Annotated in this window: 13 protein-coding genes and 1 rRNA gene; 13 read left to right on the top strand and 1 reads right to left on the bottom strand. The window is 28.2% G+C overall.

Features of this window, described 5'->3' with window-relative positions; translation table 11 throughout:
- The first annotated feature begins 171 nt into the window (after nucleotides 1-171).
- The 12 genes from VIM70_RS01755 to VIM70_RS01700 all read left to right on the top strand — a co-directional run bounded on the left by VIM70_RS01755 (nucleotide 172) and on the right by VIM70_RS01700 (nucleotide 11,548).
- Nucleotides 172-867, top strand: coding sequence for a response regulator transcription factor (locus tag VIM70_RS01755; RefSeq protein ID WP_331943522.1), 696 nt, complete (start codon nucleotides 172-174; stop codon nucleotides 865-867).
- Nucleotides 857-2,149 (top strand): HAMP domain-containing sensor histidine kinase, encoded by a 1,293-nt coding sequence (locus VIM70_RS01750; RefSeq protein ID WP_331943520.1) that lies wholly within the window; start codon nucleotides 857-859, stop codon nucleotides 2,147-2,149. The genes VIM70_RS01755 and VIM70_RS01750 overlap by 11 nt, the downstream gene beginning before the upstream one ends.
- Before the next feature lie 115 nt (nucleotides 2,150-2,264).
- Entirely contained in the window at nucleotides 2,265-3,137 is an 873-nt protein-coding gene (locus VIM70_RS01745; protein ID WP_331943518.1) for a hypothetical protein, read from the top strand.
- Nucleotides 3,138-3,274: 137 nt separating this feature from the next.
- On the top strand, nucleotides 3,275-4,006 hold the full coding sequence (locus VIM70_RS01740) for an ABC transporter ATP-binding protein (protein ID WP_331943516.1): 732 nt from the start codon (nucleotides 3,275-3,277) through the stop codon (nucleotides 4,004-4,006).
- Nucleotides 4,006-4,752, top strand: a complete 747-nt coding sequence (locus VIM70_RS01735; RefSeq protein WP_331943514.1) for an ABC transporter permease — start codon at nucleotides 4,006-4,008, stop codon at nucleotides 4,750-4,752. The genes VIM70_RS01740 and VIM70_RS01735 overlap by 1 nt, the downstream gene beginning before the upstream one ends.
- Before the next feature lie 99 nt (nucleotides 4,753-4,851).
- Nucleotides 4,852-5,232 (top strand): hypothetical protein, encoded by a 381-nt coding sequence (locus VIM70_RS01730; RefSeq protein WP_331943512.1) that lies wholly within the window; start codon nucleotides 4,852-4,854, stop codon nucleotides 5,230-5,232.
- Entirely contained in the window at nucleotides 5,225-5,848 is a 624-nt protein-coding gene (locus VIM70_RS01725; RefSeq protein ID WP_331943510.1) for a DedA family protein, read from the top strand. The genes VIM70_RS01730 and VIM70_RS01725 overlap by 8 nt, the downstream gene beginning before the upstream one ends.
- A gap of 162 nt (nucleotides 5,849-6,010) precedes the next feature.
- Entirely contained in the window at nucleotides 6,011-6,529 is a 519-nt protein-coding gene (locus VIM70_RS01720) for a sigma-70 family RNA polymerase sigma factor (RefSeq protein WP_331943508.1), read from the top strand.
- Nucleotides 6,526-8,844, top strand: a complete 2,319-nt coding sequence (locus tag VIM70_RS01715) for a beta-propeller domain-containing protein (RefSeq protein WP_331943506.1) — start codon at nucleotides 6,526-6,528, stop codon at nucleotides 8,842-8,844. Before VIM70_RS01720 ends, VIM70_RS01715 begins: the two co-directional genes overlap by 4 nt.
- A 114-nt stretch (nucleotides 8,845-8,958) precedes the next feature.
- Nucleotides 8,959-9,198, top strand: coding sequence for a hypothetical protein (locus VIM70_RS01710; RefSeq protein WP_331943504.1), 240 nt, complete (start codon nucleotides 8,959-8,961; stop codon nucleotides 9,196-9,198).
- Nucleotides 9,199-9,281: 83 nt separating this feature from the next.
- A complete protein-coding gene (locus VIM70_RS01705) occupies nucleotides 9,282-9,749 on the top strand; it encodes a hypothetical protein (RefSeq protein ID WP_331943502.1) in 468 nt (155 codons plus the stop codon).
- 335 nt (nucleotides 9,750-10,084) lie between these two features.
- Nucleotides 10,085-11,548 carry an ATP-binding protein gene (locus tag VIM70_RS01700; protein WP_331943500.1) on the top strand — a complete coding sequence of 488 codons (1,464 nt, stop codon included), beginning with the start codon at nucleotides 10,085-10,087 and terminating at the stop codon, nucleotides 11,546-11,548.
- Between the two features lie 23 nt (nucleotides 11,549-11,571).
- Here the strand turns inward: VIM70_RS01700 and VIM70_RS01695 are convergent, their stop codons facing one another.
- Nucleotides 11,572-12,045, bottom strand: coding sequence for a hypothetical protein (locus tag VIM70_RS01695; RefSeq protein ID WP_331943498.1), 474 nt, complete (start codon nucleotides 12,043-12,045; stop codon nucleotides 11,572-11,574).
- Between the two features lie 702 nt (nucleotides 12,046-12,747).
- Here VIM70_RS01695 and VIM70_RS01690 point away from each other — a divergent pair.
- Nucleotides 12,748-12,816, top strand: a 16S ribosomal RNA gene (locus tag VIM70_RS01690); the annotation flags it as partial.

Raw genomic sequence — 12,816 nt, 5'->3', positions numbered from 1 at the left:
TATAGAGTAGAGACTGTTATGCTTCATTAAAGTAGACAGATTAAATAATAAAAATCTGTTACTAGAAAGGGGAGTATGTCAGAGATTAAAAAAGTCTACGCTATAGGATATATTTATGTATAATAGAGAAATAGGGTTGGTAGATTACTTTTTTTTAGAAGGGAGTTTATTATGGACAAAGAAGTTATTTTGGTGGTTGATGACGAAAAAGAAATTAGAGATTTGATTGGTATATACTTAACAAATGATGGCTATAGTATTATTAAGGCTGCTAATGGTGTAGAAGCCTTAAAAGTTATAAAAGATGAGAATGTAGATTTAATTATACTTGATATCATGATGCCAATTATGGATGGTATGGAAGCTTGCATGAAAATAAGAGAAGAGAAAAATATGCCTATTATAATGCTTTCAGCTAAAAGTGAAGATATGGATAAAATTAGGGGACTTACCACAGGTGCAGATGATTATGTTTCTAAACCATTTAATCCGCTGGAACTAATAGCTCGGGTAAAATCTCAGCTACGAAGATATAAAAGGCTAAACCTAGTTGAAGAGAAGGATGAGAGTATAATTGAGGTAGACGATTTATATATAAATACAAATACACATGAGATTAAAATTGGAGATAAAGAAGTAAGACTGACACCTAGAGAATTTGATATATTACTTTTTATTGCGAAAAATAGAGGCATAGTTTTTAGCATAAAAAAAATATATGAAGCTGTATGGAAAGAAGAATTTATGGAATCAGATAACACTATAATGGTTCACATAAGGAAGATAAGGGAAAAAATAGAAGAGAATCCTAGAAAGCCTAGGTTTATTAAAACTGTTTGGGGAGTAGGTTACAAAATTGAAAACTAAATTTGTTGAAATAATCAAAGGAATCTTCAATACATTTTCAAGTATATTCATGTCAATTAGAGATAAAGTGAAAAAAAGTATAAGATTCGAATTAATTTTAATTTTCACCTTGTGTCTTTTAATGGCTATTATAATTGGAGGTGTTTCTAACAAACTGCTTGAAACAAACCATGAACATTTAAAAACTCAATACAGTCAAAGTATAGAAAAGGTATCAAATCAGCTTTTGAACATAACAAATAATATTAAGGACAAAAATATAAGCACAAATGATAAACTAGAATTGCAGAAAATTTTAAATCAATTTAAACATGATAATGGAGAGCTTAATGCTAAAGTTTATGAACATGATACTGATAGTAGGTTGCCATCATTATTTATTTCCATTTTATCCTTCTTAATTATTTTTTATTTTATAACCAATAAAAAGATGAAATATATAGAAGTTGTATCTAAGGGGCTTTTAGAAATTTCTAAGGGTAATTTAGATTATAGGATAAAAAAATATGGAAAAGACGAGTTAGCATTGCTTGCAGACAACATAAATTATATGGCTGAAGAGCTTAAGAATAAAATAGACAGTGAAAGAAAAACAGAAAAAACGAAAAATGATTTGATAACAAATGTTTCACATGACCTCCGAACACCATTGACTTCAATTAAAGGGTATTTAGAGCTTATTAAAAATAAAAAATATACAGAGGAAAAACAGTTGGATCAATATGCAAGTATTTCATATAATCAAGCTGAAAAGCTTGAACTTTTAATTAATGATTTATTCGAATATACAAAACTAGCAAATAATGCAGTAAAGTTTGAAAAACAAAATATCACACTTAATGAATTGCTTGACCAACTAATTGAAGAGTTAGTACCTATTTGTGAGAATGCCAATGTGACAATAACAAAGAAATTTATAAAAGAAAAGACAATTGTTAATGTAGATCCAAATAAAGTTGCACGAGTGTTTGAAAATCTATTGATAAATGCTATAAGATATAGCCTTAAGCCAAGTGATATAAGGGTAATACTTAGTGTGGATAATGGGTTTTCAGTAGTGTCTATTCAAAATAAATGTGAAGAAATAAATGATGATAATTTAAGCAAAATATTTGATAGATTTTATCGAGTAGAAGAATCAAGATCATCTGATACTGGAGGAAGTGGTTTAGGGCTTGCTATTGCTAAAAGTATGGTGGAACTTCAAGATGGATTAATAGACGTTAAGTATGAAAATGGGTATATAAGTTTTAATGTAAAATTTAAGATAATAAATTGGTAAATCTTAAGAAAATCTTAAGAAATAGTTCAGAGGAAGTTAATAAAGCAATGCTATACTTAAATTATAGAAAGCTGAAATTTCTTTCTAAATCTTGTAAAAATATGGAGGAATAAATATGAATAAGAAAATTATTGCAATTGCCACAACTTTAGTAGTTAGTGGAGGTATACTTATGGGAACAGCATATACTAACGCTGCACAAATGTCTGGGTATTCTGCCTATAAGGAAGCTGTAAAAAACACTGCAAATCTAAAAAATGAAACAGCAAATTTAGGATTATCTGTAATAGACAATGGTTCAAATTTAGTTGATGTGACTACTAATTTTAAAACTAATTCAGCTACTAATGCTATGAGTCAGGCTACTACAGTGAAGTCAAGTAAGGGAACTGAATCTTTTACTACATCTAATCAAGCTGGAAAAAGTATTTCTAAATCCAGTACAAGTGAAGTATATAATGTACGTGAAAATAATAATAAAAACTTAAATAAAAAAGCTGAGAATATGAATCCACAAGTAGTTAAAAGCATGGAAACCGTGGCTGATATTTTAGTGGGTAACATGAAAAATAATGTAACAGTAACTCCTAATACAGATGGTACTAAAAAAATAGATGTTAATTTAAGTCAAAATCAAATAATTCCACTAGTAAATGCAGTAACATCAATGGTACTTACAGTAGGGAAAAATGCACCAATGCACAATGAGAAAGCTGGAAACATTGATGTTAAAAGCATGCTTCCACAACTTGTAGACGGCATCACTGTTAAAAGCGTAAATGTAACTGGAGATATAAATAAAAACAACATAATTAGTAATCAAGTTGCTAAAATAGTTGTATCAGGGTTAGATGCTAATAAAGTAGCACATGAAGTTATTATTAATGTTACTTTAAATTTATCTAATATTAACAGTACAACACCAGATACTATAGATTTAACTGGCAAACAAGTAAAAACTATAACTAACCAGTTTAGAGGAATGTAGTAGAGTACTTTGATTTTTATTAAAAAGTAAAAATTAAGCAAATTGAATTATAAAGTTGAAATGGAAGTTGGGGAAATTTATACTTGCTATAAACGATAACAATTTCCATTTTACTTTTTAAAATAAGGAGAGCTATTATGGAAATCGTTTTAAAAGTAGAGGGTTTGACTAAACTTTATAACAATGGTCGTGGTGTACATAATATAAGTTTTGAAGTTTATAAAGGGGATGTATTTGGATTTCTTGGACCAAATGGCGCAGGTAAAACAACAGTTATGAAGTCAATTACTGGATTAAATACTTTTAAAAGTGGAAGGATTGAGATTTTAGGTTTTAACTCAAAAACACAGTTTGAAAAAGCTTTAGGAAAAGTAGGAGCTATTATTGAAACAGCAGACCTTTATGAATATATGAGTGCTTATAATAATTTGAAAATTGCTTCGAGATTTTATAAAAACATAGAAAAATACAGTATAGATGAAATACTTGATATAGTTGAGTTAACAAAATTTAAAAATGAAAAAGTATCTAAATTCTCATTGGGAATGAAACAGAGACTAGCCTTAGCTTTGGCACTTATATCAAAACCGGAATTAGTAATTTTAGATGAACCTACTAATGGACTTGATATAGAAGGTACAGTTGCAATGAGAAACCTTATAATAGAACTCGCAATGACCAAAGGGATAACATTTTTCATATCTAGCCACCTTGTGCATGAAATAGAACTTATGTGTAATAGGGTTGCAATAATTAATAATGGACAACTTATAAATAAGGGAGAGGACATCAAAATTATAAAAGAAAAATACGCCTCCTTAGAGGATTTTTATATGGATGAAGTAAAAACAGTAAAGGAGGGTATCTGATGGATAACTTGAAAGCTAATATAATAAATGAAGTGCAAAAGCTTTTTTTGAAAAAAAAGATAACGGTATTTTTAATAATAACAGCTATAATATGTTTTTTATCAGCATTTTTCATTTCTAGTATTCAAGCAAAACTGGTATTTGTAGCAATAGATTCTGTAAGTTTCCCCTTAATGATTTTATGGATATTTACTAATATATTTTTGCCTTTATTTATATTTATGACAGTAGCAGAACTATTTTCAGGTGAAGTAGGGGATAAATCTTTAAAACTAGTTCTTATAAGACCTATTAGTAGGTTAAAAATTTTTATCTCAAAGAATATAGCTATAGCAATATATATAATTATAAACTTGATAGTTGTATTTATTGTATCAATGCTTTCTAGTATTTTTTTAAATGGAACATCTAGTTTTAATATACTCAATATTATGTTTGCATATTTTATTGATATTATTCCAGCAGTTGTTTTAGCTTTATTTGCATCATTTATAGCACAGTTTTTCAAAAGCAGCAGTGGAGCCATAATTACTTGTATTTTAGCTTTTATTGCGATTAAAGGATTAGCTTTATTTGTAAGTGGATTAAACAATATTGTTTTTACTTCTTATTTAAACTGGTACTCATTATGGAATATAGGACAATCAAGTTTTCTAGTGACCATAAATACACTATTTATGGTATTAGCCTACGGAGTGATATTTTTTACACTGGGGTATTATTTTTTTGATAAGAAGGAAGTATAATTTAATATCTTACAGATAACCAGGGTATTGCTAATTGAAGTTATTGATATTCTGTATTATAATGTAAAGTATATAACATTACTAGCGTGAGGGGATTTAATGAAAAAAAATGTAAGAATAGGTATATTATTAGTTCTTATTATTATAACTACTTTTATAATAATAAAACAATCCACTATACTATATAAACAATTTAAAAGTATTAATCTACCTAATAAACAAAGTAGAGAAATTGGGAATATGAGTACTCATAATTGGATAACTGTAAAAAAATTATCTAAAAAATATAATATAAGTCAAGAAAATATTTTTAAAACTCTCCAAATTACTCCACAGAGTGGTGATGAAAATTTATATATCAAGGATTTGGGGAAAAAGTACAATAAGACTCCAGAGGATATGAAGAGTAATTTAAAGAAAATTATAGAAAGTGATGTAAATAAAGGTGTTACAAATATAGAAGGTAAAAAAAATGAGTGAAATGAGTAGTCTACTAATAGAATATTTTAGGAATTATAACATTTGGTTTTTAAGTATTATAATTGTACTTCAATGTATAGGAATTCCAACTGGAGCATCTTTAGTTGTAATAGCATCTGGCGCTTTTGCCTATGCAGGTGAATTTAATGTGGTGATCCTGTTATTAGAAATTTGGTTTTTTTCTTGGCTTGGAGACAATATCTCTTATATTATGTGGAAATTCATAGGTCATAAAGTTTTGAGTAGACAATTTAAAATGAAAACTTACGTTGAAGTTAGAATACTTAAGGCTGAAAATTATTTAATAAAACATGGGAGAAACACAGTTTTTTTTACTAGATTTTTCATGTCAGCAATGGGAGCTTTTGTAAATGCTGCCGCAGGCATTACAAAGTATAAATTTTGGGTATTTAGTTTATTTGCAGCTTTAGGCGAACTGGTTTGGACTTGTATATACTTAGGACTGGGATATTGGTTTGGAGACTCCTGGGAAAGTATAGTTCCAATAGTAACACAGTTTGGACAATTCATAACTTACATAGCAATTTTAATTATTACACTATATTTTTTTATTAAATCAATTAAAAACAAGAAACATAAAACTAAGAGGCTATAGCAAAACTAATGTTTTGTCATAGCCTCTTTTTAAAACTAATATGCAAATATAAATATTTTTTAATGGTTATAAAAACCAAATGCTGTTTCTTGCAGTCTAATTAGTATAAACATTAATATAAGATTATGAATTTGAAAATTATGTTGAAGATGGGGGTGCAAAGTGGATACTAATGGAATGATCAAATTAGCTCAAAAGGGAGACGATAACGCTTTTTATGAACTCATAAGCCAGCGAAAAAATCAGCTTTATAAAACAGCTTTTGCTTATGTTAAAAACAAAGAAGAGGCTATGGATATTGTAAGTGATACAGTTTATAAGGCTTATATATCAATTAAAAGACTAAAGGAGCCAAGTTTCTTTGATACCTGGTTAACTAGGATTCTTATTAATACTTCTTTGGATTGTATTAATAAGAATAGTAGAGTTATAACTCTAAATGAAAATATAAGTTCTGCTGTAGGGGTAATTTCAAAAGACGATGAGCAGATAATTGATCTTAAGGTGGCAGTTGATAAATTAAATGGAGAATATAAAACGATTGTGATTTTAAAGTATTTTCAGGATATGACTTTGGTGGAGATAGCCAAGATACTTCAGTGTCCTCTTGGAACAGTTAAAACAAGACTTCATAAAGCACTTGGAGAACTTAGGTTAGATTTAAAGGAGGAACTAATATGAATAAGGATAATATGAATGAGCTAAAAAAAGAATATGACAATATAGAAGTTCCACCAGAGCTGGATTTCGCTATCGAAAAAGGTATAAAAAAAGGGAAGGCCTATAAAAGGAAAAAGCTGATTAAACCATTTATGGCGATAGCAGCGTGTTTAATTTTAGTAGTTGGAATTGCAGCAAGTGGAAAACTTTTTAACACAAATGATACATCTCTTATTGCACTGGATTCTAGCAAAACACTACCCGTTGTTGCATCATCAAAAAACCTACAGAAATTACTGAAACCTTATATTGGTCAAAATAATGGAATGAAATATAATACAGCCACAAAAAATAGCGCACCGATGCCTGCAGCAGCGCCAGAGATTGCACAAGCTGAGGGAAATAGTTCAAATAGTGGTAGCCAAACCGGAGATGCAGTAAGTGCACAAAGCAAAATAGCTGATGCCACTTTAGACCATTCAACAACTAATCTTCAGGTTCAAGGGGTTGAAGAAGAAGATTTAGTTAAAACCGATGGAGAATATATCTTCAAGGTAAATGCTCAAAAAATTATAAATGTTATAAAAGTAGATTCAAGTTCTAGGATGGAGTCATTAAAGAACATTACTTTTGAAGAAAATTATAGTATAAATGGAATTTTTCTAAGAAATAACATCTTGGTAGTTGTTGGAAATAGCTTTCAAAATATAGATCCTAATAGTAGTGGTAAAAATTCCTATATGATACCATCAAATGAAGTTACGAAGGTTATAAGTTTTGATATATCGGATAAAAAAAATATCAAGAAAGTAAGAGATATTGAAATAGATGGGGTTTATAATTCATCTAGAATGATTGGTTCAAGAGTATATGTTATTGCTAACAAGTATCTAAATAATATAGGTAATATCAAAAAAGATGTAAAAGCTGGAGAGGTTTATTATAGTGATAGTGCAGTTGGAAAGAATAAGGTAACTATTGATTATAAAACAATAAATTATTTGCCGGATGCAATCGAGCCAAACTATATTATGGTGGCAGCTTATAATGTTGATGATAATAAGGAAAAAGTCAATATGAGCACAATTCTTGGCTCAGGAAATAGTATATATTCTTCAGATAAGAATTTATATATAGCAGGTAACAAGTCAATTCAGGATGGAAAAAATAATGGAATTGCAAATACTACACTTTATAAATTTGCATATGAAAATTTAGGAGTAAAATTTGTGGCGAGGGGTGAAGTGCCAGGCAATATTATCAATCAGTTTTCTATGGATGAGAAAAATGATTTCTTTAGAATTGCAACAACCGTTTATAATTATTCGGTAGTAGCTACAAAGACTCCTCAAAATTCTACTTCGCCAGACCAGGGAGCAACCACAAGTGCAGCTCCGAGCACTGGCGTAACATCAACTGATCAAAAGATGAGTAACCAACCACAAAACCAAATTACCAATAATCTTTATGTACTTGATAAAGAGATGAAAACAGTAGGAAAGATAGAAGGCCTTGCCAAGGGGGAACAAATTTATTCAGTTAGATTTATGGGTGACCGGGCTTATATAGTAACCTTTATGCTAACTGATCCTCTGTTTGTTATAGATCTGAAAAATCCAGCAAGTCCAAAGGTCTTGGGCGAACTAAAGGTGCCAGGATTTAGTAATTATCTACAGCCTTATGATGATACACACTTGATAGGATTTGGAATGGCTTCTACAGTGGTTAATGAGGGCGGCGTTGATAGAGCAAAAACTAATGGTTTAAAAATCGCAATTTACAATGTAAGTGATGTATCTAAACCAGTGCAGCAGTTTATAACAACAATTGGTGGGACGGGTACCTATTCAGAGGTATTAAGTAACCACAAGGCTTTACTTTTCTCCAAAGAAAAAAAACTGTTAGCATTGCCTGTTACTGAAAATAATTATGATAACAATACAAATAATTCTTTGCAAAGTTATCAAGGAGCATATATTTATAGTATTGATTTAATAAATGGTATAAAGCTTAAAGGAAAAATTTCGCATATGGATCAAGTTGATAACTCAAACCAAAACAATTCAACAACTAATAGAAATTCCTCTAGCACAAGCATAGATGGTAGCTCTAAGTCTATAGCGCCTATAGATAATAATGGACAGTATTTAATTGATAGAATAATGTATATAAAAGATACTTTATATACATTATCAAATGGATTAATAAAAGCCAATGACATAAACACTTTAAAGGAAAAATCAAAGTTAAAATTAAAGACAGTTGATTTATCAAAAATTTATCCAACAAATGGAGTGAGAGAGATTACTCCTATGCCAGCTCAACAAAATAAATAATAAAACGAAAAGGTTTTTCGCAAAATAGCGGAAAACTTTTTCGATTTTTTGTATTCCATTAATACTTTGAATGTATATATTAATAGTGATAAACAAAAATAAGGGGGTATTATTATGAGTGGTATTTCTAAATGGGTTTTAAAATGGGCTAAGACTATAATTTTAATTAGTTGTTTAGTTGTAATTTTATTTGAGTTATTTATTTCAGGAGATTATTCTATTACTATTATTAATAAAAAAAATAAAACAAACTATAAAATAATAACTCAACACTCAGATTTTAAAAATATTCTTGATAGAGATAAAGATAAATTATGTGGCTTATTTGAAGATGACACTAAAAGCAAAAAATAAAAATAAAAAACATGTATTTAAATAACTTTACTGAAATATATAAATATAGGACATACTATAAATATATGGAAGGTGATTTTATTATGAAGTATTGTAATAAGCATAGAATGATTGTTAAAAAAATTAGTTTATTTGCTTGTCTCTTAGTTTTGACTTTTAGTTTTATAGGGTGTTCATCTAAATCGAGTTCAGTCGTACAAATACCAACAAGACAAATATCTGTTCCAACGGTAGCTACACATTTACCAGAAGTTGATAAGCTTAAGTCGGAATTAATTAAAATTTCTGAACTAGAAATTAAACATAATGATACTAATAATATTACTGAGGTAACAGGAACTGCAACTAATAATAATAAAACAATGTGTAATTTTGGTTTTGAAGTAATTTATTTAAATAAAGATGGAACGACTTTTATAACTCAATTTATCCAAGTTATTGGTATTAAATCAGGTGAAACTAAATATTTTAGTGATAAGCTTATGGATATTGATGTAAGTAAAACTACACATAAAATTCAGTTTGGTGAATTTTTCACATATACAAAATAAGTTATACAAGTTATTCCTTTATCCCCCACTTTTTAATTAGTATATTTTGTTAATTGATTTACAATAGTATTATTTACATTTGTTATATATAAAACGACCTAAATATTACATATGTTAATAGAATATGCATATAGTTTGGATAAAAATAGCATATTTTAGCGGAATAAGAATATTGTAACAAATAACATATTGTGGTAACATATTACAAGTAATGACAATATATAAGCATTATATAAATATAATTTTAAAAAAAGATATTATTATATATTTATTGTAATAACTAATATTCAATTGTAATTCAGTAAAACTTTATTTGTGAAGTGGGGATAATTATTATGGGTAAAAGCAAATATAAAAGTAGACAAGCTATGGCACTAGGATATATTTCAATTGCATGTTTATCAATATTGATAATAGTATTTAGTATTTATAGTATGGATAAAGTAAGCGCAGAATCTGATCATATCACTCAAAAAATAGTTCCAGCTAAAATGTTTTCAATGCAAATTTTAACAGCGTTAATAGATCAACAAACTGGTATAAGAGCTTATATAATTTCAGGAAAAAAAGATTTCTTAGATTCCTATTATTTAGGTAATAAGGAGTTGGAAGGATATTCCGATTATATTAATAATTTAGAAAAGGTAGGTATTGATGGTTATACTGCCAATCAACTTAATCAGAAAATTAAAACAATTCAAATTTATTTTAAAGAGCAAATAAGATTAGTAGATGATGGAAATTTACAAAAGGCAGTATCGAATTTAAGTCAAGGCAAGATTTTAGTTGATGAATTTAGAACAATTGATACTATGCTAATAGATAAGATTGATCTACAGATAAATCGCTCAAGTGAATATACTGCAAATACTCGTATAATACATAAATATCTATTGATTTTTCTAGGTGTTCTTCTTGTAGTAGGTAATTTTATATTTATTAAACATATTTTGAATGATATAAATGAAGAGGTCGATAAAAAAAATCAATTAAACAGGGAATTACAAAAATTAATTATTTCACAAGAAGAGTTTATAATGAATATTTCTCATGAACTTAAAACCCCATTAAATGTAATTTACTCAGCTGTACAGTTATTTGAAATGTATTGCCATAATGGCTCATTAGATGAGAGACATGAAGCGATTGTTACAAATATTGATTCAATGAAACTAAATTCCTATAGGTTAGAAAAACTTATAAATAACATAGTTGATTCATCCAAGGTTAAAGCTGGATGTTTTCAACTCAATTTAACAAATAACAATATAGTGGTGGTTATAGAAGATATAATTATAGCCGCAACTAATTTTATTGATTGCAAAGGATTAAATATTATTTTTGATACAAATATAGAAGAAAAAATAATTGCTTGTGATGTGGAAAATATTGAACGTGTAATGTTAAATCTTATATCTAATGCAATTAAATTTTCAGAAAAAGGTAAAGAAATATTTGTTCAAATTAAAGAAAAAAATGAATTTATTCAAATATCAGTTAAAGATAATGGAATAGGAATGGCTGATAGTCACATGGATGTGATTTTTGATAGATTTAAACAGGTAAACAGATCTTTATCAAGAAATGCTGAAGGAACAGGGATTGGGCTAAATTTAACTAAATCTATTATTGAACTTCATAAAGGTAAGATATTTGTTGAAAGTGAACTTGGCATTGGTAGCAAATTCACTTTCACACTTCCGTCCATAATAGTAATTGAGGAAAATTTGGTACCTAATAATACTTTTGAAAATAAAAATGAACTTATGCAATTGGAGTTTTCAGATATATATTTGTAATAATATAAAATGACATATGTTTTTTAAAGTAGATTGTTCGACTTTTTTGTTTGGTATAGGTATATTTGCTTTATTACGATTTTTTCAGCTTGAGACTCAGTTATAGTCCCATCATTTAAAAGAGTCGCTATAGATTTTATATTATTATGTTTGTTGCAATTATTATATGTTTTATTTTCTTGACCTATTATAGTTGTTTCTAGATTTGATTTCTTATAATTTAATTGTTTTGAAGCTGTTGTTTTATTTATGACAGCTTTAATTTTATTTGCTTGATCTTCAGTTATAGTTTTAGGAGTTACGGGGTTTTCAAAAATTGTTTCTATATTATGATCTATTTTAGTGTTTATTTGTTTATACTCACTTGTTAAAGGTATGGTGCTATTAATAGTTAATAATTTAGTAGTTGTTGCAAAAGTTGTGCTAGCGGATGATAAATAAATGCCTCCTGTTAATAACCCTGCAAGTATTTTGGTTTTTATAGATTTATTCTTCATTTTAATCTCTCCTTATTAAACCATTTAATTCATTTTTATAGTTGAATTGTTTTTATACTTGAATTGTAGCAATAGATAATGTCAAAGAAGTGTCAATATAATGTTTATTTTGTGTAGTTTTATATTTTTATGATAGTGGTAATGCTAGGAGTGGTAGTAGATGTAATATGTAATGATTGTCCAGGCATTGGAATAGGGGGCAGTTTATCTTTTCTATATTAATAACACTTGTCCATGCGTATCCGAATGCGAAATTTTGAGTTATTTAGATATATATGTAGAAATATGAAGATAATCCAGTTAGAATACTTATAAGTTAAAATCATGCTATTATTTATATGGTAGAATACTCCTTGTCGTCACGAACTAGTGGCTTGACAAGTTAAATGTTAATTACAATTTAATGAATTTTTAAATAAGATTTATTTTGAAGAAGTAGTTGACAAAACAAGAAATACCTAGTAATATAGTAGAAGTCGTCACTTGATGACAAAACAAATTGGTCTTTGAAAATTAAACAGAGAAATAGGTAAAGAAATGAAATAATATTTTATTTTAACCAGTTAATTACTTTAGAAAAAGTAATAGTTTAGTCGTAAGACTAAAAAGTATGTAATGAGCTCGCGTTACCAACTTAATCGTTGGTATTCAACTTAACAGTTGGCGCAGATTAATCATTTCAACTAAAAAAGTGTAAACTTTTAAATTGAGAGTTTGATCCTGGCTCAGGACGAACGCTGGCGGCGTGCCTAACACATGCAAGTCGAGCGA

Source organism: Clostridium sp. (genome assembly GCF_036569345.1).
GTDB lineage: Bacteria > Bacillota > Clostridia > Clostridiales > Clostridiaceae > Clostridium_AD.
The sequence above is the reverse complement of the archived record's forward strand: the minus strand, read 5'-3'. Positions and strand labels throughout refer to the sequence as shown.